This is a genomic window from Streptomyces sediminimaris (assembly GCF_047049295.1).
GTDB classification, from domain to species: Bacteria; Actinomycetota; Actinomycetes; order Streptomycetales; family Streptomycetaceae; genus Streptomyces; species Streptomyces sediminimaris.
In genome coordinates, this window is the sequence record NZ_JBJWOT010000001.1 from 135,791 (window position 1) to 158,383 (window position 22,593).

A 22,593-nucleotide genomic window follows, 5' to 3' on the forward strand; every position below is an offset into this window, starting at 1 on the left:
GGAGTTCAGGTTCAGGTTATGGAGGATGCAGTGATCGTCGTCACCACACCGACAGGACAGATCGGCAGTCAGCTGCTGCGTCGGCTGCTCGACCAGGGTCAGAAGGTCCGGGTCGTCGTCCGGGACGCCTCGCGTCTGGACGAACGGGTCCGCGAGCAGGTCGAGACCGTCAGCGGCTCCCACGACGATCCCGTCGTGCTCGACCGCGCCCTGCCCGGCGCCGAAGCGCTGTTCTGGCTCGTCCCGCCGAACCCGCGGGCACCGAGCGCTCAGGCGCACTATCTGCAGTTCGCCCGGGCGGGCGCCGCCGCCGTCGCCCGCCACGGCGTCGGCCACGTCGTCGGGGTCTCCAGCGCCGGGCACGGCTGGCCGACCCCTGCCGGCGTGCTCTCGGCGGCCTTCGCGATGGACGCCGAACTGAGCGAGTCCGGCGCGGCCTACCGGGCCTTGGCCATGCCCTTCTACATGGAGAACCTCCTGCGGCAGCTCGACGCCATCAGCGAGCAGGGCGCGTTCTACCTGACCTGCGCGGGCGACCTGCCGCTGGCGTCGATCGCGACGCGGGACATCGCCGGCACCGCCGCCGACCTCCTCACCGACCTGTCCTGGACCGGGCAGGAGAACCTTCCGGTGTTCGGCCCCGACCGGCTGACCCCCGACGGCATGGCCGAAGTGATCAGCCAGGAACTCGGGCGTACGGTCGCCTACCGCCGCATGGGCATCGACGACTACGCCTCGCTGCTGCGCTCGCAGGGCGCGGGCGGGCAGGCGGTCAAGGACCTGACCGAGGCGTTCGCCGCACAGGACCACGGCATCTACGACAAGGACTGGGCGGCTGCCAAGCCGACGCCGACGGACTTCCGGACCTGGTGCAGGGAGGTGCTCAAGCCCGCCGTGGACGCCCGTACGCCATGACCCGAAGACGCCCGGCGGGTCACCTCGCCGGCCGGACACGTACGGGAAGCGAGGCCCAGGAGCGCAGGGTGTTGTTGAGGTGCCGCCTTGGTTCTCCGGCCAGTTCCAGCCGTTCGACGCGGTGGGCGAGGGCGGTCAGCAGGGCCTCGGCCTCCAGGCGGGCGACGTGCTGGCCGACGCACTGGTGGACGCCCATGCCGAAACCGACGTGGCCGGAGGGGTCCCGGGTGAGGTCGAAACGATCGGCGGCCGACCAGCGGACGGGGTCCCGGTTGGCGGCGCCGAGGAACATGAGGATCTTGCCGCCCTCGGGGATGCGGGTGCCGGCCATGTCGACATCGGTGGTGGCGGTGCGGAAGAACGTCTGCACCGGCGACTGCCAGCGCACCGCCTCGTCGAACGCCACCCGCGCCAGCTCCGGGCGGGCCCGCAGCCGCTGCCACTGCTCCGGATGCGTGGCGAAGGCGTACAGGGCGGCGGCCAGGCCGTGCACCGTGGTGTCGACACCGGCGGTGAGCAGTGAGCGCACCACCAGCGGCGCCTGTGCAGGGGTGAGGTCACCGCGGTCGGCGGCGGCCCAGATCCGGGCACCGAAGCCGTCCTCGCTCAGCGCCTCGCGGGCGCACTGGGTGTTCACCCATGCCGACAGCTCCCCCACCCGGCGCGCGTCGGCCTCGACGAGGGCGTTGCGCGGTCCGAAGGCGTTGAAGGCCATGTTGCCGTAGGGCAGCAGGTTCTCCCGCCCGTGCGGGCCGAGACCGACGGCGTCGGGGAAGACGCGCAAGGGAAACGCCTTCGCCAAGACGTCAAAGGCGTCGAACTCCCTCCCCTGCTCGGTCAGTACCGCCTCGACGAGGTCCTCGGCGACTGTCTGCCACTCCTCACTCAGCCGGCGCAGGGCGAGCGGGGCGAGGACCTCGCGCAGCACGCGGCGCGGCGCGTCGTGGTGGGGCGGGTCGGCCTCCAGCAGCAGGCTCGGCGGTCGCCACGGCTTCTCGTGGCGGAAGTCGGCCAGCCCGACTCCGGCGCCGGACTGGAAGGACTGCCAGTCGACGAGGGTGGCGTGCACCTGCCGGTGGCGGGCCAGGGCGTGTACGCCGTAGCGGGAGAGTCGGACGACGGGTCCGGCTTCGCGCAGCTGCCGGTGCAGTGGCTCGGGGTTCTCCAGGTGCTCGGCGGCGAACGGGTCCGCGTCAATGGTCGGCGGCGATGCGGGAACGGCGGCTGTCTCGGTCATGGCGGCTCCACGGAGGGCGACTTGGCACAGAAGGGGGTTCGGGGCAGGGTCGGGGCATCGGTCCTCGGGCGCCCGAGGGCCGCGGCTCGGAGCGGCTGCGGTGTTCCGGCGCTCAGAGGTCCAGGACCAGGCGGTCGGAGTGTGAGCGGGACACGCAGGGCAGCATGCAGTCGCCTGCCGCGCGTTCGTGGTCGGCCAGGACCGCGTCGCGGTGGTCGGGGGTTCCCCCCAGCACAGGGACCAGGCAGGTGCCGCAGGTTCCCTGCTCGCAGGAGGACAGCACCTCGGCGCCGGCCCGGCGCGCGGCGTGCAGCACGGAGACGTCCGGGGTGACGGTCACCGTACGGCCGGTGCGCCGCAGTTCCACCTCGAAGGGCGTACGGCGCACGGGCTCTGACCGGACGGCCGCGGCGAAGCGTTCGGTGCGCAGGCTGTGGTCGGGCCAGTGGGCACACGCCTCCTGGACGGCGGTCAGGAGCGGGGCCGGTCCGCAGCAGTACACCCTGGTGGCGGGTGCCGGTGTGCTCAGCCAGGCCGCCAGGTCCAGCAGGCCGTACTCGTCCTGGGGCCTGACGCGCACCCGCTCGCCGTGGGCCCGCGTGAGGTCCGTACGGAAGGCCATCGAGGCGCGGGTACAGCCACCGTAGAGCAACTGCCATTCGGCTCCCACCAGTTCGGCCTGCTGGATCATCGGCAGCACAGGGGTGATACCGATGCCGCCCGCGATGAACAGGTAGCGGTCGGCCGGCACCAGGGGGAAGTGGTTGTGCGGCCCGCCGACGCCCACCCGGTCACCGGGCATCAGCCCGTCGTGGACGTAGGCCGATCCCCCGCGCCCGGCCGGCTCGCGCAGGACGGCGATACGGTAGCTGTGCGCGTCCCATCGGTCGCCGCACAGGGAGTACTGCCGGGTCGTCCCGTCCGGCAGCACGAGATCGATGTGCGCCCCGGGAGTCCAGTCCCGCAGCCGCAGGCCGTCGGGGTGGTCGAGGGTGAGGGACACGACGCCGTCCGCGACGGCGTCCTTGGCACGGACCCGCAGGGACAGGGCGGGGGTGGAACGGGGAATCGCGGGCAGCAGGTTGTGTGCGACCACGTTGTCGCCTCCCGTCTGTGGAATGCAGGAAGGATGCGCGTGGCCGCCCCCGGGGCGCGACGGCATTCTCACTCAGTGAGAGACGAAGTCCGCACCGACGTCCCGCCCCGTCATACCTCGGCCGTCTCCTTCCCGGTCGGCGCGCCGAGCGCACGGGACACACCGCGCGCGGCCGTACGCACGACGGGAACGACCGCCTGGGCACCTGGGTCGTTGGGGACGATGACCGACAGCGCCGCCACCACCCGGCCGTTGGCGCCGCGCACCGCGGCGGCCACACCGAGTGCCTCTTCGTGGACGTAGCCGGGGCAGTAGGCGTAACCCTGCTGCCGGACCTCGGCCAGGGTCACGCGCAGCCGGGCGGGGGTGGCCGGAGTCGCCGGCGTGCAGGCGGTGAACGAGCCGGTCAGCACCCGTTGCTTGAGGTCCGCCGAACCGTGGGCCAGGAGCACCAGACCGCTGGAGGAGGCGTACAGCGGCAGGCGCCCGGCGATCCGGGTGTAGTTGATCACCGAGTTCGGCGCCGAGAGGCGTTCCAGGAACAGCACCTCGTCACCGTCGAGCACCCCCAGCTGCACATGGTGGCCGACCACGTCGTGCACGCCCTCCATGAACGGCATCGCGGTGTCCCGCAGGGACAGCGCGGGCGAGGCCCGGACGGCGAGTTCCCAGAGCCGTACGCCGATCCGCACCCGGCGATCGTCGTCCCGGCCCAGGAAGCCGTGAGCGACCAGCTCGCCCACGAGGCGGGAGGCCGTCGCCACGTGCAGCCCCGTGCGGCGGGCGATCTCGGAGACGGTCAGCGCCGGCTCCTCCTGGCTGAAGGCCTCCAGGATGCGAGCCGCCCGGGACAGCACCGACTCCTGGTGAGGTGTCCTCATCGCGTCATCCCTCCCGCCCTTCTCCACCCTCGCCTGCCCTGCTCTGCGCTCCTGTGCCCGCGTCTGCCCTCCTCGGCCCTCGTCTGCGCCCAGCGGCCGGGCTCCGGCCCGCGCGGCGGTTCACGCGGCCAGGTGGGGGCCCGCGTCCCGAGTGTGCACCCGGGGCCGTCATGAAGCCGGTCGGGGTTCATGCGCCGGGGCCGCGCCGGTCGAGACGAGGTTTGCGGGGAAACAGTGTGTAGCTGAACGACCAGATGAAGTCGATCGCCAGGATGAGGCCCCAGGCGCCGATGAGGCCGACCAGGGGACCCGTGCGGTGAGCGTCGTGGACTATGGCGGCATCCAGCAGGATCAGGCAGCTGCCGATGCTCCAGGCAAGCAGGTGACGTGCCCACATGCGACGTTCACGGGCAGCGTGCTCCGGGCCGGTGCGTGGGGGCCGGTCCGGCGGAGGCCCGCCGAACCGGTGAGCGAGGCGACCGTCCGCCCAGGCCACCAGCTGCCCGCCGAAAGCGATCGACACCCCCAGGTAGACCGCCGCCAGTCCGTGCGCGGGGGTCGGCGCCGCACCTCCTGCGAGGTCGACGGTCGACGCCGTGAAGAGCAGAAGGTCGACAGCGGGCACCATCAGCAGCAGGACGGCACTCGCCCGGCGCCGGCGCAGTGCGTAGCGGCACAGCAGGCCTGCGACCAGGAAGACCCAGAAGGCGATCTCGCACCCGACGATCAGCAGATACAGCACCGGCTCCCCCTTGATTTAGCACGACCGTGCTAAATCAAAGTAGCACGGCCGTGCTAAAAAGGCCGGGTGCCGAAAGTGGTCGATCACCAGGCGCGGCGTGCCGCCGTGGCGGAAGCCGTGTGGCGCCTGATCCTCAAACGTGGGCTGGAAGGCGTCTCCGTACGCACCGTCGCCAGAGAAGCGGGCTTGTCCTCGGGTGCGCTCCGGCACTACTTCGCCACGCAGTCGGACGTACTCACCTTCGCCATGCAACTGGTCATCGACCGGGTCCGCACCCGGATCCAGGCACTGGAGCCCCGGCCGGACCCCAACGCGACCGTCCTGAGAACCGTCGAGGAACTGCTCCCCCTCGATGCGGATCGCCGAGCCGAGGCGGAAGTCTGGCTGGCCTTCACCGCCCGGGCCCAGACCGACCCGGCGCTGCGGGCACTGCGCGACACCAGCTACGAACTTCTGCAGGACCTGTGCCGCCGCCTGGTCGACGTCCTCCGGGAACACAACCGGCGGACGGATCTCGATCTCAGGGTGGAGACCGAGCGGTTGTACGCGCTCATCGACGGACTGGTGGTGCACTGCGTGATCCGCCCGGACCGCGCCACCCGGTCCCTCATGCTGGATGTGATCGCACGACATCTGTCAGAGCTGACCGGTAGCCAGAAGCACTGAGTTCGTCCGCTCAGCGGTGGAATCGCGAAAGAAATCGGGAAGCAGAAACGACCTTCAGATGAACTCCCCGGGTCGGGGCGGCCAATCATCGGGGCGCAGGCCAAGGTATGTCTGTGAATCGGACTAACGTGCTGCCGTACACCCACAGGAACGCCCGTCGAGGGGAATTTCGTGACCAGCATGACCGTCCGACCGGCGATCGAGGTTCCCCGTCGGCCGGAGCGGAGCGGGCCCCGGCCGGGGCCGCGGCTGCGCGCACTGGACGGGCTGCGGCTGGTCGCCGCGCTGATGGTGGCCGCGTACCACTACGGCGGCCGGGGCGGCGATGTCACTCAGTCCTGGGGGGCGTCCGCGCAGCACCAGTTCCCCACTCTGCACACGTATTTCGCCTACGGCTGCCTCGGCGTCCAGGTCTTCTTCGTGATCAGCGGTTTCGTGATCTGCATGAGCGGCTGGGGACGGACCCTGAAGTCCTTCTTCGCCTCCCGCGCGTCCCGGCTGATGCCCGCATACTGGTTGGCGATCGTCCTCGTGACGGCGGTGTTCGCGCTGCCCGCGGTCGCCTTCAAGGCGGTGTCGCCCAGCGACGCGCTGGTGAACCTGACCTTGCTCCAGCAGCCGCTCGGCGTGGACCGGGTACTCGGCGTGTGCTGGACGCTGTGGGCGGAAATCCGCTTCTACGCCCTGTTCGCGCTGCTGATCGTCCTGCCCGGCGCGAGCCGACAGCGCGTGATCTTCTTCTGCGCGGGCTGGATCCTCACGGCGGCGATCGCGCAAGGCGCGCACCAGCCGCTGCTCGACCTCGTGCTGATGCCGGAGTACGCGCCGTTCTTCGTCGGAGGCGTCGGCCTCTTCCTGGTCCACCGCGACCGGCATGACGTCTACGCCTGGGGCATCGTGGCCGTCAGCTGGCTGATCGGGCAGCACTACGCGGTGCGCGCGCTGTGGAACGCCGCGGACCCGCACGCCTTCGCCCACCGCACCTCGTTCGGCATCGTCCTCGTGGTCACGCTGGGCTTCGTCGCGGTCGCAGCGATCGCCCTCGGCTGGCTGCACTGGGCGAACTGGCGCTGGCTGACGGTGGCCGGGGCACTGACCTACCCCTTCTACCTGGTCCACGAGCACCTGGGCTGGGTGGTCATCAAGGTCCTGCACCGCGGCCTGCACATCCCGTCCTACGGGACCTTCCTGCTGACCATCGCCTTCATGCTGCTCCTCGCCTGGCTGATCAACCGCTATGTCGAGAAGCCGCTGACTCCGCGGATGCGCGCGGCGCTGGCGAAGACGCGCTGAACTACGGACCTCGGCATCAGCCCAGCCCGACCCGCCCCCGCCGGACCCGCCCCTGACGGACCCGGACCAACTGCGAGGCAAGGTCGGACACTTCCACCCCACCTGCTCAGAACCGCACCCTGCTCAGAACTGCACCCTGCTCGAACAGGCGTAGCCGTCACACGACGTAGCAATGACACGACACCAGCGCCCGCCCTGGTTCACGTCGCCGGTGGCGCCGCCGTCGGCCTGCTCACCGCGGAGAGGTCTCCGGGCGCCGAGCGGACTCGCCGGCCCCGGCGCAGGCAGGGGGCCTCGACGAGTGCGTACGACAGCAGCGCCATCACGGTGGTCAGCACCACCGTGGCCGACAGACGCCCGTCTCTCACTCCCAGCGAGGCCAGGAGACGGACGATGGGGTAGTGCCACAGGTACACGCCGTAGCTGAGGTTGCGGCCCACCCAGGTCACGGGCGCCACGGACAGCACTCGTGACAGCCGGGTGTCCCGGCGCAGTTCGAGCCCGGCGACGAGCGTGGCGGACACCACGGCGACCGCCAGGAACCCGACGGTGTACCAGACGGCGGTCCAGGCGCCCGCGTCACCGGTGACCGGCACCTTCCAGGCGGTCAGGAACAGCAGGCCGAGCGTCGGCCAGGCCAGTCGGCCGGCCCATCTGCGCAGCGTGGCCAGCCGGGGGTCGTCGGCGCGCAGACGGGCCAGGACCACGGCCACCAGGGCGCCGGCGAGCAACTGGTCGGCGCGAGTGTCCGTGCCGTTGTAGATACGGTGCGCCGCGTCGGGGTTCCACAGCTCGCATCGCCACAGCACCGGCAGCGCGCACAGCGCCGCCGTGCACAGCAGCACCGCCCGGGCCCGGCACCGCCGCAGCAGGAACAGCAACGCCAGCGGCCACAGCAGGTAGAACTGCTCCTCCACGCTGAGCGACCAGCTGTGCGCCAGTGGTCCGGTCATGTCGGAGTACGACCCGGCCTCTCCGGCCCGCACGATGTTCACCACGAACACCGCCGCGAGGCCGGCCCCCGCCCAGGCGCCGTCGAACCCCCACAGTGAGGTGGTCAGCGCCAGCACCACGCACGCCGCGCAGACGACCAGCAGGGCGGGGACGAGCCGCAGCCAGCGCCGCCGGTAGAAGCCCCGCAGGCCGATGCCGCCCGTGCGGGCGTACTCGGCGAGCAACAGCCGGGTGATGACGAAGCCACTGATGGTGAAGAAGACGCCCACCGCGACCGCTCCGCCCGGCAACAGGTCCGGCCTCACGTGGTAGACGAGGACCATCGCCACCGCGACGGTCCGCAGGCCGTCCAGGCCATCCACGCGGCCGCTGCGTGCCGACGCCGACGGGAAGCCGCGGCCCGACGGCGCGCGTCTCGACGATTCGTCGGGGCCGGAGGAACGACCGGCCGCTTCCCGCTCGCCCTCCGCTTCCCGCTCGTCGGTCGTCACTGACACGCTCACTGCCCTGCTCATGAAGAGGTTCGTTTCCCGCCTGCCGACTACGCCGCTGGAGACGGTCCTGCTACCCAGCAATCCGTAGGTCACACGGGCTCGGCAAACGCGTATCCGGGCATGGACGGCATGCTCCTGCCAACCGGCCGCATCCCCGAGGGCCGGCCCTCCGCTTCGGCCGACAGGAAGCGCGGCGCGAACGTGCGGGCTCAGCGATCAGGACACCCGTGTGGGAGGCGGCTCGGAGCGCACGAAGCAACCTCGACAGCACGCTGCCGGGTCTTCCACCTCGAGGGCCGCGAACGGCGGCCGGATGCGGGAGGTACCCGGATGAGAAGTGAACCCGATCTCCATTTGATGGTTCCCGACGACTTCGACGATTCCGATGCGGAATCGCAAGTGCACCCCATGGCGCGGAAGATGTTCTTCGGCTCGATCATGGCAGAGCCCTTCGAGGCGGCCTCCACATGGATCGCGGCGCACGACATCCGGGTGATCGACACCGCTTGGGAGATCGCGCCCGCCGGGGAAGAGTTCGCCTACGTGCTGAGTCTGTACTTCACCTTCGAGGACGACGGCAGAGACTGAGCCCTTTCCACCGGCTGATGGCCCGCGAGGCGCAGGTGAACGGCCGCCGATGGCAGCGCGCCCCTGAAGGGGGCTTCCCCTACTCGGCCGTGAGGAACTCGTGCGTGGGCAGGGGACGGTTGACGATGCGGATGTCACCTATGCTGCCGTGGAAGACGATGTCGATCTCGCCCGCGTACTCGTGACCGCCCACGAGCCAGGGCAGTCCGAGCGACGTCAGGCCGTGGGACTCGCGGTCGGGGTTGTCGACGACGGGAGCGCTCTCGACGTAGAGCCTCGTGCGGCGGCCGTCGTTGACGACGGCGAGGTGCCACCACTTGAGCTCCGGCAGGCCGTGGCCCCAGTTGGTCGTCGGGTAGGTGTTGTTCAGCGGATAGTGGTTGAACTGCGGCTCGCGGCCGTTGTTGGAGATGGCGAGTTGGAGCACGGGTTCGCCCGGGTCGGTGTTCCTGCCGTGCTTGCCGGCTGCTCCGGCTGAGCCTCGGCGGCTGAGGATCGCCGCCCAGCCGTTCTGACCGGCGTCCCAGTCCAGCGGCATCATCACGAACGTCTCGATGGTGTAGCCGGACCCGAACGTCTCCGCGTTCAGCGGAGCCTCGGCCCGGGTGGTGAGGTATGTGCCATGGAGCGGATTCCTGCCGCCGGTGAACTTCAGGCTGGCGTGGCCGGGTTGGTCGGGATGGTGGTCCGCGGACCAGGTCAGCGCGTCGGCGGCGGTGCCCGGCACGGAGACGACCGTCAGGTCGTTGCCCTTGCCGGACAGGTCGTGGATCGTCCGGCCCGGGGCGAGCGGAGTCCCGGGCGCGCCCTGTCCGTCGAAACGCCAGTAGGCCAGGGTGCCCTTCACCAGTTCCCTGCCGGCCGGCCTCGCGGGCCTGACCGGGACCGGGACGAAGCCGGAGAACCGCTTCCGGAAGTCGATCGGGATCGAGAAGTCGTCGACCGGGCCGGTGATCCGGGCGTGTTCTGCCGCCAGTTCGGTGCGGGAATGCGGATCCTGAGCCAGGATCCAGGGGTTGATCGTCTCGACGTCGATCACGTTGCGGACGAGGTCGAAGTGGTACAGCCGGATCATGCCCCCGCCGCCGAAGTAGCGGTTCTGGTAGTTGGTGATGTGCATGTGCACGTCGTTGCCGGCGGCGTTCTTCCTGGTCGTACGTCCGGCGGGCCAGTAGTGGCCGTTGAGGGTGAGGAAGATCTGGTCGTTGCCGTTGATCAGCTTGTCCCAGACGGTCCGGCCGTAGCCGGAGAGCGCGGCGTTGTTCTCCGGATCGCCGGACTCGTAGGGGAAAACGTTGTCATCGTAGTCCGGGTAGACGATGTCGTGGGCGGTGAGGATCACGGGCGTCCCGGGGTGCGCCTTGATGATCTCGTCGGCCCACGCGAAGCCCTGTTCGGTGGTGCGCCAGTCCAGAGCCAGCACCAGCCAGGAGCGGCCGGCGGCCTGGAAGACGTGCGCGGTGTTGTAGCCGGTCGCGTCCGCTCCGGCGAACGTCTTCGAGCGCTTGAACCGCTGCGGGCCCAGGGTCCGCAGGTACGGCGTGTCACCGCGGCTGTCGTCGCCGGAGACGTCGTGGTTGCCGGCCACCACGCTGTATGCCGCACCGTGCCGGTCCAGCAGGGTGAAGGCCTTGTCGACCTGGTGGAACGACGACGCGTCGGCATCCTGCGTCAGGTCGCCCAGATGCGCCATGAAGACGATGTTGTCGGCGGCGCCGCTGTTGTCGACGATGTAGCGGAACGACTCCTCCTGCGGCGTCCGGTCGATGCTGTCCTGGCTGCCCCAGTACAGGAACTGGGTGTCCGGCATCACCGCGAGGGTGAACTGCAGAGCGGTCGGATCCGGTCTCCACGGGCCGACCCTGCCACCCCTGCCGGCGTCCGCCGCGAAGGCGGGCGCCGCACCGGCCTCGGACACGCCGGCACCCATGGCCGCCGCGCCCGCGCCCGCCAATGCCGCGTTGCGCAGAAAACCCCGCCGGCTCTGACCGGCCGCTTCCTCTGATGGGCCGTCACCGTGAACACACATAAGGGGCCACCTCCGAGTTGATCCCTGAACGGCGACGACGCTACTCACAAGCCGGCCCTGACCGGGCAGACGGAAGATGACGAACGGAGATCGCCTGTTTCCCGAAGTGGACACCCGATGTCATATTGCGGCCGGAAGCTGATCCTTTGGTGAGCCGCAAGTGACGAGCAGAGCGGCCTGACCTGGATTCCGCCACAGGCACCCGACCCTCCGTGACGGCTTCGTCACCGGTCGGCCGGGTACTCGGCGTACGGCGGCGGCCGGACCACCGCCGTGCGCCTGGGCGGAACGCAGGAGGACGTGCCGGCGTCAGCGTCGTCCGGCACCCGATCAGTGGCCGGGACGGACGCCGCACGGCCGCTTCCGTGATCACCCGCCGGTCACCGGGCGGCCGCCGAGGAGTCGAGTCGGACATCGGGAGGAAGACGATGCGAGCTGTCACCGTCACGCCGGGTCAGGAGGGAAGCCTCGGAGTCCGGGATCTGCCGGAGCCCGAGCCGGAGCACGGCGAGCTGCTGGTGGACGGCATCGCGCTGGGTGTCTGCGGCACGGACCGCGAGATCGTCTCCGGCGCGTACGGCACCCCGCCGCCGGGCCGGGACTGGCTGGTCCTGGGCCACGAGTCGCTGGGGCGGGTGCGCCAGGCGCCCGCCGGGAGCGGCTTCGCCTCCGGTGACCTGGTCGCCGGAGTGGTCCGCCGCCCCGATCCCGTGCCCTGCGGAGCCTGCGCCCGCGGCGAGTTCGACATGTGCCGTAACCAGCGGTACACCGAGCGGGGCATCAAGGAGCGCGACGGCTACGGCGCGCAGACGTGGTGCGTCGACCCGGCGTACGCCGTGCGGGTGGAGCCGCGGCTGGGGTCGGCCGGTGTGCTGATGGAGCCGACGAGCGTGGTGGCCAAGGCGTGGGAGCAGGTCGAGCGGGTCGGAGAGCGGGGCTGGTTCGGGCCGCGCCGGGTGCTGGTGACCGGCGCCGGACCCATCGGCCTGCTGGCCGCACTGCTGAGCGTGCAGCGCGGCCTGGAGACGCACGTCCTGGACCGGGTCACGCGCGGGGTGAAGCCCGCCCTGGTCGGCGGCCTGGGGGCGACGTACCACAGCGACGACATCGACGCCGTGCTGGACGACGTACGCCCCGACATCGTCATCGAGGCGACGGGCGCCGCGCAGGTGGTCTTCGCCGCGATGCGGGGCACCGCTCCCTACGGCATCGTCTGCCTGACCGGGGTGTCTCCTTCCGGGCGCCGGCTGACCGTGGACGCGGGCGTCGTCAACCGGGAGATCGTGCTGGAGAACGATGTGGTCGTGGGCTCGGTCAACGCGAACAGGCGCCACTACCAGCAGGCGGCGGACGCGCTGGCCAAGGCGGATGTCGACTGGCTGGAGCGCATGATCACCCGGCGGGTCCCGGTGGCGCGCGCGGAGGAAGCCTTCAGGCGCGAACCCGGCGACGTGAAGACCGTGCTCAGCCTGGATCCGTCGACGGCCTGACCGGGACCGCACCGTACGGGCCGCCCCGTGCGGGCCGCCCCGGCGAGCGCGGCCTGGCGGGCGTGGCGCATCGCCCACACCGTGATGCTGCGGGGCGACGGCGCGGTGGTACCGCGTCGCAGTGGTACCGCGTCGCAGGAGACGTAGCCGTGGCCTCCTGCCGGACGTGGCGCGTCCGCCTCGACTCGGCCCTGCCGATGAGTTCACCGTCGCCGAACGGTCTGTCCATCGAAACGACCGTCCCCGACAGGCCCGACAGGCCCGACAGGAGTGCCATGTCCACCATCCAGCCGGTGATCGTGACTGCCGACCACGGCGTCCTGCTCGACTTCTACACGAAGCTGTTCGGCGCCGAGGAGATCTTCCGGATACCGGCGCACGGCCCGGTCTTCTACCTCGGTCTGCGTATCGGCGACACCGACCTCGGGCTGGTGGCCAAGGCGGACCCGGGAACCGGGGCGGCGGCGCGGATCCTGCTCAGCATCGCCGTCGACGACGTCGACGACACGCTCGGCCGGGTGACGGCGCTGGGCGGCTCGGTCCGCGGCGGTGCCAACGACATGCCGTGGGGCCAGCGCGTCGCCCACATCCAGGACCCCGACGGCAACCCGGTGAACCTCACTCAGCCGATCCCGGCCGCATGACGCTGTTCCGGCACGGAGGGCGCGGCCTGCCCGCGTCAGGGTCGGTCTCCGCCCTGCCAGCCGTTGTGGTGCAGGACCTCCTCCAGGGGCAGCCGCGGCCCCGGCCGGAAGGTGGTGCGCAGCGGGTACATCGTCGCCAGCAGGGCGCCCTGGCGGACGGTGGGTGGCAGGCCCAGTATGTCGGCGACCTCCTGCTCACGGTCCAGGTGGACGGCCGTCCATGCGGTGGCCAGGCCACGGCTGCGGGCGGCCAGCGCATAGCTCCAGGCGGCGGGCAGCAGTGACGCCCACAGGCCCGCCTGGTTGCCTTCCGGCAGTCGCGCGTCGGCCAGTTCGAGGCAGGGAATGACCAGGACAGGCACCCGGTCCAGCCGATCGGCCAGCGCGCGGGCGGCGGTGAGCACGGACCGCTCCTGCGGGGGCAGTTCGTCGAGCCGCCGGAGGGCGGCGGCGTTGCGGTCGTAGAACGCCGCCCGGTACACCTCGGCGACGAGCCCGCGTACCCGTGGGGCGGTGAGCAGGATCCAGCGCCAGTTCTGCCGGTTGTTGCCGTTGGGTGCCTGCAGGGCGATGCGCAGGCAGTCCTTGACCAGTTCCGGGTCCACCGCCCGCTCCAGGTCGAGGCCGCGCCGCACGGAACGCGTGGTGGTCAGCAACGCGTCGATGGACGCCGGAGGCCGCGTGCTCACGGCAGCAGCACCGCCCGGACGACCAGGGCCAGGTAGGTGCTCACGACGAATCCCATCGCGGCCGGCAACGGCCAGTCGCCGCGGCGGGCGGCCAGGAACCGCCGGGTGCCCCAGGCGGGCAGGACCGCCGCCAGGCACGGCAGCAGTCCGAGCGGGCCGTCGGGCGCGAACAGCACGACCTGGCAGCCGACCGCGCCGGCCGCGAAGCCCGCGGTGACCGCCGCGCCGCGCCGGGGGCCGAGGCGGGCCGAGTACAGGCGGGCGGTGGGCTCGGCCTGCCAGGCGGTCTTGCGCGCGAACTCGAAGTGCAGGAACACACAGGCGCACAGCGCGAGCAGCGCCACGCCCTGCCAGTCGGCGGTGATGGTCCCGTCGGCGACGAGTGAGCCGTACACATAGACGCCGAGCAGCACCTGTACGGGGTAGGTGACCGTCAGGTTGAGCAGCTGCCGGTCGCGCACGGCCGGTGACAGCCGCTCCAGGCCGGCGAGGAACAGCGCGTATCCGAGGGCCGCGAGGATCAGCAGGAGGGCCGTCGCCGACCGGAGCGCGTTCAGGCCCGCGGCCACCACGGTGAGCGCGGCCATCGCGCCGCGGAGTTCGGTGACGGTGATCGCACCGGTGACAAGCGGCCGGTCCGGGTGGTGCACGCGGTCGTAGGCGAGGTCCTTCTGTTCGTCCAGCATCCGCAGGAACAACAGGGCCAGTACGACGGTGACGACCCTCACCCAGGTGGCGCCGGTCGGCCGCCAGGCGGTGCCGGCGAGGGCCACCGCCGAGCTCTCCAGGGCCAGGACCCACAGCAGCGCGTAGGTGACGTAGATGTGGGGCCGGAACATGCGCAGCACGAAACGGCCCAGCCGGGCGGGCACGTGGGGTACGGCGGCGGTGGTCACGACGGGGCTCCCCCTGCTCGGGTGCGCTGCTGTGGTGTGCCGGTCGCGCCGGATTCCGGCGAATCGCGTGATGTTCGCCGTTCCGCAGATCGCCGTTCCGCACTTCGTCGTTCCGCAGTTCGCCGTTCCGCAGTTCGCCGTTCCGCGAAGGCGTCGGGCGGGACGGCGGTGCTCCGGTCGGCCAGTCGGATCCGGGCGTCGGTGACCAGGGTTCCGAGCTGGTGCACAGTGCACTCGGCGTCGGTGCCCGGCGGCGCCGGAGCCATCCGGCACTGCAGGGGCAGGTCCATCTCGGCGAAGCAGCGGAACCGCGCGGCCAGGCCGATCGGCATGGGCGTGGGTGTCACCCTGCTGTCCGTGGCGAGGGAGGCGCTCAGTGCCAGTTGGCGCAGGGCTTCCAGCTCCAGCATCGCGGGCACATGGTCGACCCAGTGGTCGTACAGGATGGGGTGGCCGGTGTCGGCGACCAGGCGGGCGACGCGTGCGCCGTCGCGCGAGGTGCGCGGCGGGGAGATGGCCGTGTTGGCGGGGTCGCGCCGGCCGACGAGGGTGGGCTCGACGCGCGGTCCGAGCAGCGCGACGGGGGTGTGGGGCAGGCCGAGTGATCCGCGCTGGCCGTCCCGCAGACGCCTCCAGTCCTCCGGCGGCATCCAGCGGTAGTCGATGCGGGCCAGCAGGGCCTCGCGTGCGCCGGTGCGCACCGTGAAGCCCAGCCGCAGCCCCGTCACACCGGTCCGGCCGCGGAACCGGTTCTCGACACGGGCGGCGACGACGGTCTCGGTGGGGGTGTCTCCGCGGGCCAGGGCGGAGGGGTCCGGTACCTCGAACTCGACGGCGCGCAGCAGGAACTTGTGGCCCAGGGGGACGTCGAAGTAACGGTGGGCCACCACGAAGATGCCCTGTCGGCACGCCTCCAGCAGCAGCAGGGGGTCGTGGTGGGTGCGGGGGCCGAGGGTGTCGTCGTAGAAGGCGTGCAGGCGGGGAAGCTGCGCGGCGAGCAGTACCTCGTCCTCGCTGTGGCGCTGCGCGTCGGTGAGGAAGACCTCCGCGACCGCGGCGCGGTGCACCAACTCCCTCGGGAGTGTGCGGGTGAACTGCATGGACCGCTCCTCACACCGGTGTGACGCGCAGGGCGTCCAGATGGCGGCGCCAGGCGCCGACGCCGGCCCCGTCGAGCACGGGGGTGCGGCCGGGCTGGCGCATCGGGAGCACCGCGGAGCCGACGATGACGGTGTCCCACGGGTCGAGGACGATCCCCCGTTCCCAGGCCCTTTCCAGAAGGAGCCGGGGGCCGGCGGCGGGGTCGATGCCGGTGTGACGGCGGACGGTGTCGCGCAGCCGGCCGGCGGCGGGGGCGAAGTCCAGGTCCCGCGGCTCGGTGGCCGCGTACAGCTGGTCGGCCAGTCGAAGGGCGTCCGCGGTGCGGTCGGCGCCGGCCAGCGCGGAACGGAAGAGGCGCTCCCGCGCGGCCTCGTCGAAGTGGACGGCCAACTCCCGCAGGACGTCGGCGGGTTCGTCGGGGGTGTGCGCCAGGTTCAGCAGGTAGCTGTAGCGGCCGAGGAGGTGACGCAGCTGGCCGGGCCTGCGGGCTTCGGGGTCGGTCGGACCCTTGAGCCGGGTGAGTTCGACCGAGGCGGGGACGTCCGGCGCACGGGTGGGGCGGACCAGCAGGACCAGGGCGTCGGCGTCTTCCAGGAACAGCGCGGCGAGCCGCCTGCGGTAGGGGGTGGCCAGGTTCCACTGGAAATACCACAGGGAGCGGATCATGGTGCGGGTCAGCCGGGTGATGGCCGCGCCGACGATCCGGTAGCCCTGCTCGGTCAGCCACTGGACCGCCGCCTCGAGCCGGCGCGTCACCACGGCGTCCGGCTTGAGCAGCAGCGCGGCGTGGCGGTGCGCGAAGCCGGTGACGTCGTCGGTGAGTTCGGCCAGTTGTCCGTGGCTCTCCTGGTAGTAGGTGTCCGCGCCGTACCACCGCTGTTTGTCCGGCCGGCAGGTCAGCAGCGGCGAGACGGCGATGCCGTGCGTGGTTTCGTCGGGGGCGGGATGGGTGGTCACTGGGTGCTCCCGTGGGTTCGGGCGCCGGCCGGCTCCCGGGGCGGGGCGGCGCCGAGGTAGCCGGTCCTGAGGCAGTGGTCGAGGAGGCGGCGCAGATAGGGCCTCGCGCCCGCGGGCGCCGGACGGCTGCCGAATGCCGCGGCCTGCGTGTCGTCGAAGCGGACGCGCCGCCGGAAGTAGGTGTCGTAGAGGGAGATGACGCGGTCGTAGTAGGGGCGTTCGCGGTCGGGCAGGGCCGCGGCGGAGAACGCGGACGGCGGGAGGAACCTCGGTACCTGGAAACACGGGTACTCGGCGAGGACGTCCGAGAAGTCCCGCAGGGTCAGCTCCTGGCCCACCGCGTGCAGGGTGCGGCCCGCGGCGCCGTCGAAGCGGGTGGCGGCCCCGGCCACCAGGTCGGCGACGCGGTCCACCGGGACCAGGTCGAGGGCGGCGTCGTAGTGGGCGGGCACGGTGCGTACCAGGCCTCTGGTGAGGACCTTGAGCACGGGGTAGATGGTGGTGAAGTCGCGGACGCGGCCCGTGCGGGCGGCGCCGGTGACGATGCTCGGACGCACCACGGTCACCGGCAGGCCCTCCGCTGCGGCCCGGCGGACCATGGTCTCCGCGGTCAGCTTGCTCTTCTCGTAGTCGTTGCCCGGGCGTTGGCCGACGTCGAGTTCGTCCTCGCGGACGGTGCCGTCGCGTTCCCCGCACACGTAGGCGGTGCTGACGTGCACCAGCGGGGTCCGGTGGGTGACGGCGAGGTCGAGGACGTGCCGGGTGCCGCTGACGTTGACGGTCTCGTAGCGCTCGGCGGGCAGTCCGAAGCCGGTGACGGCGGCGCAGTGCACGATCCGGTCGGCGGCCGCGACCAGGCGCTGGTCGTCGCCGGTCAGCCCGAGGCCGGGCCGGGTGATGTCGCCGGTGATCCGCGTCAGGACGCCGGGGCCGGGGCTGAGTCTCCGGCCGCTGTTGCGGACGAGGTCGCCGTTGCGGTGCAGCAGTGCCAGCACGGTGTGGCCCGCGGCGGTCAGCCGGGCGGTCACCTCGGCGCCCACCAGCCCGCTGGCACCGGTCACCAGAACCGTCATCGTGTCGGTCATTGGGGCGGTCCGTGTGTCGGTCATCGGGGCGGTCCGTGTGTCGGTCATCGGTCGGGGCTCCTCTCACGCGGCCCGGGGTGACGCGGCGCCGTGGCCGGCGAGCAGGTCCCGGGCCTCCTCGAGGGGCAGTTGCGCGTCGAGGTGGGCGCCGAGGCGCAGCCAGTCGTAGCCGAGCTGCAGGGTCGCCCGCCAGGCCTCTCCGGAGTCGAAGGAGGCGGGAAAGGCGCCGGCGCCGGCCGCGTCGCGCACCAGGGCGACGCAGGCGCGCACGTCCGTGAGGAGGTCGCCGCCGCGTTGTGCCGGGTCGGCGGTGCGCCGCAGCAGGTCCTCCACACGTGCCCGGACGGGCCGTACGACGGGCGGCAACAGGTCGACACGGCGTACGAGGTCGCAGTCGGCGGGCAGCGGGCTGACGCCGTAGGCGCTGAACAGTCCGCGCAGCGCGGCGTGCACGGCACGGCGGGCGGTGAGCTCGGCGACCCGCCACTGACCGCCCCGCAGCGCGCCGGTGAGGTCCTCGAGGGCGTTCTCGACGACCACGTTGGACCACACCAGAGCCATGGCGGCGGCGGCGAACCGGGCGGCGGGCAGCGGCACCAGATCGATGGCGTCGGGGCCGCTGACGGCCGCGCCGCGCACCGACAGCGGCGGCTGCACGGTGGAGGGCGGCGGGGTGACGGGGCCGGGCGGCGCGGCGAGCGGCAGCGCGGGGACGACGACACCGCCGCCCTTCCAGGCCAGCCGGATCAGCCCGAGGCGCAGGAACGCGGCCAGCCGCGGGCCGGGGTCGCTGACGCCGGTGGCCGCGGCCGCCGCCCGTACCCGGGGCAGCGGCCGACCGGGGACGACGCAGCGCCAGACGGCACCGGTGTGCTCCCCCAGGGCGAACACCTCGCTCCGTTCGCGGACGACATGGATCCGCTCGCCGGTCTGCCAGGTGGTCACCCCGGGGGCGCGTTCGACGATGAGCCGCTCCCCTCCCCCGCGGATCCCGGTCAGACCGAGGTCTTCGGCGAAGGCGAAGCACGCGGTCAGGTGGCCGCGGGCGGCGTCGGCGTCACCGGCGGCAGGGGCGGCGGCGTCCAGCCGCCAGTACCGCTCGCGCAGGTCGGACCGGTCCAGCCGGTCCAGCTGAAGGGACAGCCATTTGGGTTCGAGGTACGTCTCGCCCAGGCCGGCCGCCCAGGACTTGACCGCCTGGACGATGCCGGCGCGGGCCCAGTCGACCGCCTCGTCCATCTCGCCGAGGCAGTGCAGCGCCGTCGCGTGGCGCAGGGACTGGCGGGCCCGGTGCGCCCACCAGTCGGCGGCGATACGGCGCAGCCGCTCGACCGGGAGCATCGCCTTGACCTCGCCGATGAGGGCGTGGCCGCGCAGCGGGTGGCTGTGCAGCAGCCGCTGACAGCGGTTGAGCAGGTCCTCGGAGAGCCGGTCAGGCCGCCGGGCCGCGTTCTCCAGCGTGCGGAACTGCTCGGCCAGTTGACGCACCGACCGGGTACGGATCTCCACCCGGCGACCGTCGACGAAGAGCAGCGACGGCATGGTCGGCAGGTCCTCCTCGCGGCGGCCGACGAGCAGGAAGTCGATGTCGGAGGAGGCGTTGCCGAAGCCCTCCGCGACGGATCCCTCCAGCGCCACGGCCCACTCGGCGTCGTAGGGCAGTTCGGTGAGGGACTTGTCGAGCAGGTCCTGCAACTGGTCCTCGGTGAGGATCACAGGTGGATCTCCGTCCTGGGAGTGTCCGGACTCCCGGTGGTGCCGTCGTCGGGCGGGTCGGCCAGTACGGTGACCGTCCCGGCGGCGCCGTCGACGCGCAGCAGACTGCCGGTGCGGATCTCGGTGGTGGCGTCCTTGACCTGGACCACGGTCGGGATGCCCAGCTCCCGTGCCACGACGGCGACATGGGTCAGCGGGCTGCCGCGTTCGACGACCAGGGCCGCGGCCGAGGGCAGCGCGGCCACCCAGCCGGGGTCGGTGCGGTAGGTGAGCAGGATGCCCCCGCCGATGTCGTGCGGAGTGTCGGTGACCACGGCCGGCCCTTCGGCGATGCCGGGGCCGCAGGGGGTGCCGCGCAGTTCGCGGGCGCCGCTGCGGGCGGGGGCCGCGCTGCTCCAGCCCGCCCGCTCCAGGTTGCCCGACCAGTACGGGGCACCACGGGTGGTGAAGCGGGACGGGGGGTGCAGTGCGGCGTCGTCGGCCAGCCGCCTGCGGCGCAGCGAGGCCAGCTCCTTGAGCTCGGTGTGCGCGATCATGCCCTCGTAGGCGCCCCGTACCTCTTCCAGGCGCAGCATGAACACGTCGTCCCAGGCGTCGACGGCCCCCATGCGCGCCAGGTCGCGGCCCAGGGCGCGCAGCATGCGTTTGGCCGCGCCGAAGGCACGGGTGCGGCAGAACCTCAGCCGTTCCCGGTCGGCGAGCACGGCCCGGGCCTTGGCCCGCACCCTCTCGTACAGCCAGCGGCGGGGACCGCGCAGGTGCTCGTCGAGGTAGGCGTCGGCCTCGCGGCCGCGGTCGCCCCCGCCGCCCGTGGTGGTGTCCGCCGGCGCGTCACGCAGCAGGGTGAACAGCGCGGCCGGGTTCTCGCGCAGGTCGGGAACCTCCAGCTTGAGTTCGTCGGGGCTGCGGTAGCCGTAGTCGGCGATGTACGCGTCGACGGCGGCCAGGAACGCGGTGTGGCCCGCCTCGTGCAGCGCCCGGTAGGCGTCCGTGTCGGGGGTGTGTTCCAGCAGGTGGCGGACCTCGGCGTCGGCGCGCGACTGTTCGGCCAGCTCGGCCAGCTTCCGGGCCGGTTCGGCGGATTCGATGTCGCCGCCGGGGGCGGCCGCTGCCCACACGAACCACTCCGGGGCCTGGGGCAGCCAGGCACGGGTCAGCAGCGCCAGCAGTCCGACGGAGAGCAGGATCGCGGCGTCCAGGACCTGCATCGGCCCCCACTGCTCGATGAGTTGCCTCTGCAGCCTGCGGAAACGGCGGTAGGTCTCGTCGCCGTGCAGTGCGTCGTAGTCGACCTCGTTGAAGACCGCGTACGCGCGGGAGAAGTCGCGGTGGAAGGTCTCCACGGACCTTCCGACGGTCAGGAACCGTCCGGTGAAGACCACCGTGCGGGCCAGCCGGGACATGGCGCCGCGCAGCCCGGCCCGGGGTGTGAAGGGATGGAGCGAGTCGGCCGTCTCGTCGGAGATGCTCTCGGCGACGCCCAGGGCCTTCTCGAGGACTCGCCGGTTGAGGGGGTACAGAGGCGCCAGGCGCACCATGCGGTACCAGTGGTGGAGGTTGTAGTAGACCCGGCCGTGGATGTACCCGAGCAGGTGCGGGGTCCACTCCTGCACCTCGCGCAGTCGCCGGCCCCTGACGCCGAGTGCGCGGGCGTAGCCGTCGTAGACCTTGGCGTAGGTGTCGGCGGCGAAGCTGTAGGTGAGGGGGGAGACGACGCCGCTGAAGCTCTCGATGATGTTGGAGTTGTCCCAGATCCGCAGTTCGCCCTCGGGTGCCTGCGCGGAGTCGGCCGTCGGCGGCGGCGTGGTGACGGGGCGGCACTGCACCACCCACACGGTGCCGTCGGCGATGGCCCACTCGATGTCCTGAGGAGCGCCGTGGAGTGCGGTGGCGCGGACGCCGACGCCGTGCAACCGGGCGAGGTCCTCGGCGGTCAGGGCCGGTGCGATGCGGTCCTCGTCGGCCACCGGTGCCACCGCGCAGCCGGGACCGGTGCCCGCCACGTGGCGTTCCCGCTTCTCACCGATCACGGTGCTCAGCACCTCACCGGTGCCGGCGTCCAGCACGACCGTGTCGGCGTCGACGGCGCCGCTGACCAGCCCCTCCCCCAGGCCGTGCACGGCGCTGACCACGTAGCGGTCGGTGCGGCCGGTCGCCGGTTCGGCGGTGAACAGGACACCGCTGCGCTCGGCGGCCACCATGCGCTGGACGATGACGGCGACGCCCCCGGTGTCCGGCGGCAGCCCGCGCAGGGCGCGGTAGCGCAGGGAGCGCTCCGAGAAGCCGGAGGCCCAGCAGCGGCGGACGTGGGCGGTGACCTCGTCGAGCCCCGAGACGTTGAGGAAGCTGTCGAACTGGCCGGCGAACGAGTGGTGCGAGCCGTCCTCCTCCGCTCCTGACGAGCGCACGGCCACCGGGCCGCCGCCGACCTGCCGGTAGGCCCGGGCGATGGCCGCGGCCACCCCCTCGCCGAGCGGCGCGGTCCCGATGAGGCGCGCGATCTCGTCGGCGACCTGCCCGGCCTGGGTGTCCCAGCCGTCGTCGAGCAGGTTCGCCAGGCGTTCGTCCAGTCGGTTGCCGCGGCAGAATGCCGCGAAGACGTCCAGGCCGAGCACGGCCCAGTCCGGTACATGAAATCCGGACGTGCTCAGCGTGTGCAGGTTTCTCCCTTTGCCACCGGCCCATGCGGCGATCTGAGAACGCTCACTGGACGGTGTGAGAACGCGAAGGAACCGGTGATCGGCTCCCGTGGTGAGCGACAACTAGTTTCCTTTCGAAGCACTCCGGACTCGGACTCCGGATCGGACCCCGGCTCGGACTTCGGACTCGGCCTCACCAAGAGGTTTCACGACACTATCCAAGAAAACTCTTCCGCGACCGCGGAAATGGTTTTAACCGAATTCCGCCGGTCGTTCACCACCAGGATCGGACAGCCGGCAGGACCTATCCACTCACAGAACGCACAGCTCACAACGGTGCGGTCTCGTCAAAGCAGTGAGGGCTTGCGCTTCCGATGACCGAATATGACGGGCGCAGCACTCGGCGGACGATACGGAGGGATGCATTTCCGGACGCCGAGAGGTCGCCGTTCTCCAGAAGTTTCATTCAGAATTGAATTTC

Annotated in this window: 19 protein-coding genes; 6 read left to right on the plus strand and 13 right to left on the minus strand. The window is 71.8% G+C overall.

Translation table 11 applies throughout. From position 1 onward, the window contains the following. The first annotated feature begins 18 nt into the window (after nt 1-18). Complete coding sequence (locus tag ACJ9NR_RS00645) at nt 19-915, plus strand: NAD(P)H-binding protein (protein WP_412490378.1); 897 nt, start codon at nt 19-21, stop codon at nt 913-915. A gap of 19 nt (nt 916-934) precedes the next feature. Here ACJ9NR_RS00645 and ACJ9NR_RS00650 read toward each other — a convergent pair whose 3' ends face one another. From ACJ9NR_RS00650 to ACJ9NR_RS00665, 4 genes are all read right to left on the minus strand, one after another. Continuing rightward, complete coding sequence (locus tag ACJ9NR_RS00650; protein ID WP_412490377.1) at nt 935-2,152, minus strand: cytochrome P450; 1,218 nt, start codon at nt 2,150-2,152, stop codon at nt 935-937. Between the two features lie 112 nt (nt 2,153-2,264). After that, complete coding sequence (locus ACJ9NR_RS00655) at nt 2,265-3,248, minus strand: PDR/VanB family oxidoreductase (RefSeq protein WP_412490376.1); 984 nt, start codon at nt 3,246-3,248, stop codon at nt 2,265-2,267. 110 nt (nt 3,249-3,358) lie between these two features. Next, nucleotides 3,359-4,129: an IclR family transcriptional regulator gene (locus ACJ9NR_RS00660; RefSeq protein WP_412490375.1), complete on the minus strand. Its 771-nt coding sequence runs from the start codon at nt 4,127-4,129 to the stop codon at nt 3,359-3,361. Nucleotides 4,130-4,316: 187 nt separating this feature from the next. After that, nucleotides 4,317-4,871 (minus strand): hypothetical protein, encoded by a 555-nt coding sequence (locus ACJ9NR_RS00665; RefSeq protein WP_412490374.1) that lies wholly within the window; start codon nt 4,869-4,871, stop codon nt 4,317-4,319. A gap of 66 nt (nt 4,872-4,937) precedes the next feature. On the opposite strand from ACJ9NR_RS00665, the gene ACJ9NR_RS00670 reads away from it, so the two are divergent. Beyond that, complete coding sequence (locus ACJ9NR_RS00670) at nt 4,938-5,537, plus strand: TetR/AcrR family transcriptional regulator (RefSeq protein WP_412490373.1); 600 nt, start codon at nt 4,938-4,940, stop codon at nt 5,535-5,537. 180 nt (nt 5,538-5,717) lie between these two features. After that, the gene (locus ACJ9NR_RS00675; protein WP_412490372.1) at nt 5,718-6,830 is read left to right on the plus strand and encodes an acyltransferase family protein; all 1,113 of its coding nucleotides are present in this window, start codon (nt 5,718-5,720) and stop codon (nt 6,828-6,830) included. A gap of 200 nt (nt 6,831-7,030) precedes the next feature. Here ACJ9NR_RS00675 and ACJ9NR_RS00680 read toward each other — a convergent pair whose 3' ends face one another. Further along, on the minus strand, nt 7,031-8,299 hold the full coding sequence (locus ACJ9NR_RS00680; protein WP_412490371.1) for an acyltransferase family protein: 1,269 nt from the start codon (nt 8,297-8,299) through the stop codon (nt 7,031-7,033). A gap of 309 nt (nt 8,300-8,608) precedes the next feature. On the opposite strand from ACJ9NR_RS00680, the gene ACJ9NR_RS00685 reads away from it, so the two are divergent. After that, a complete protein-coding gene (locus tag ACJ9NR_RS00685) occupies nt 8,609-8,866 on the plus strand; it encodes a hypothetical protein (protein WP_412490370.1) in 258 nt (85 codons plus the stop codon). A gap of 79 nt (nt 8,867-8,945) precedes the next feature. Here the strand turns inward: ACJ9NR_RS00685 and ACJ9NR_RS00690 are convergent, their stop codons facing one another. After that, on the minus strand, nt 8,946-10,895 hold the full coding sequence (locus tag ACJ9NR_RS00690) for a LamG-like jellyroll fold domain-containing protein (protein WP_412490369.1): 1,950 nt from the start codon (nt 10,893-10,895) through the stop codon (nt 8,946-8,948). Nucleotides 10,896-11,323: 428 nt separating this feature from the next. Here ACJ9NR_RS00690 and ACJ9NR_RS00695 point away from each other — a divergent pair, with 428 nt between their 5' ends. Together ACJ9NR_RS00695 and ACJ9NR_RS00700 are read left to right on the plus strand one after the other, a co-directional pair. Continuing rightward, the gene (locus ACJ9NR_RS00695; RefSeq protein ID WP_412490368.1) at nt 11,324-12,385 is read left to right on the plus strand and encodes a glucose 1-dehydrogenase; all 1,062 of its coding nucleotides are present in this window, start codon (nt 11,324-11,326) and stop codon (nt 12,383-12,385) included. Between the two features lie 275 nt (nt 12,386-12,660). Further along, nucleotides 12,661-13,029, plus strand: coding sequence for a VOC family protein (locus ACJ9NR_RS00700; protein WP_412490367.1), 369 nt, complete (start codon nt 12,661-12,663; stop codon nt 13,027-13,029). A gap of 35 nt (nt 13,030-13,064) precedes the next feature. On the opposite strand, the gene ACJ9NR_RS00705 is transcribed toward ACJ9NR_RS00700, so the two are convergent. The 7 genes from ACJ9NR_RS00705 to ACJ9NR_RS00735 all read right to left on the minus strand — a co-directional run bounded on the left by ACJ9NR_RS00705 (nt 13,065) and on the right by ACJ9NR_RS00735 (nt 22,235). Further along, the gene (locus tag ACJ9NR_RS00705; protein WP_412490366.1) at nt 13,065-13,718 is read right to left on the minus strand and encodes a nitroreductase family protein; all 654 of its coding nucleotides are present in this window, start codon (nt 13,716-13,718) and stop codon (nt 13,065-13,067) included. After that, complete coding sequence (locus tag ACJ9NR_RS00710) at nt 13,715-14,614, minus strand: hypothetical protein (RefSeq protein WP_412490365.1); 900 nt, start codon at nt 14,612-14,614, stop codon at nt 13,715-13,717. The genes ACJ9NR_RS00705 and ACJ9NR_RS00710 overlap by 4 nt, the downstream gene beginning before the upstream one ends. Next, nucleotides 14,611-15,714, minus strand: a complete 1,104-nt coding sequence (locus tag ACJ9NR_RS00715) for a ScbA/BarX family gamma-butyrolactone biosynthesis protein (protein WP_412490364.1) — start codon at nt 15,712-15,714, stop codon at nt 14,611-14,613. The genes ACJ9NR_RS00710 and ACJ9NR_RS00715 overlap by 4 nt, the downstream gene beginning before the upstream one ends. Nucleotides 15,715-15,724: 10 nt before the next feature. Then, nucleotides 15,725-16,672, minus strand: a complete 948-nt coding sequence (locus tag ACJ9NR_RS00720; protein ID WP_412490363.1) for a nucleoside-diphosphate kinase — start codon at nt 16,670-16,672, stop codon at nt 15,725-15,727. After that, nucleotides 16,669-17,757, minus strand: a complete 1,089-nt coding sequence (locus tag ACJ9NR_RS00725; RefSeq protein ID WP_412490362.1) for an SDR family oxidoreductase — start codon at nt 17,755-17,757, stop codon at nt 16,669-16,671. Before ACJ9NR_RS00725 ends, ACJ9NR_RS00720 begins: the two co-directional genes overlap by 4 nt. Before the next feature lie 63 nt (nt 17,758-17,820). Continuing rightward, the gene (locus ACJ9NR_RS00730) at nt 17,821-19,473 is read right to left on the minus strand and encodes a hypothetical protein (RefSeq protein WP_412490361.1); all 1,653 of its coding nucleotides are present in this window, start codon (nt 19,471-19,473) and stop codon (nt 17,821-17,823) included. After that, entirely contained in the window at nt 19,470-22,235 is a 2,766-nt protein-coding gene (locus tag ACJ9NR_RS00735) for a phosphoenolpyruvate synthase (RefSeq protein ID WP_412490360.1), read from the minus strand. The genes ACJ9NR_RS00730 and ACJ9NR_RS00735 overlap by 4 nt, the downstream gene beginning before the upstream one ends. Nucleotides 22,236-22,593 lie beyond the last annotated feature (358 nt).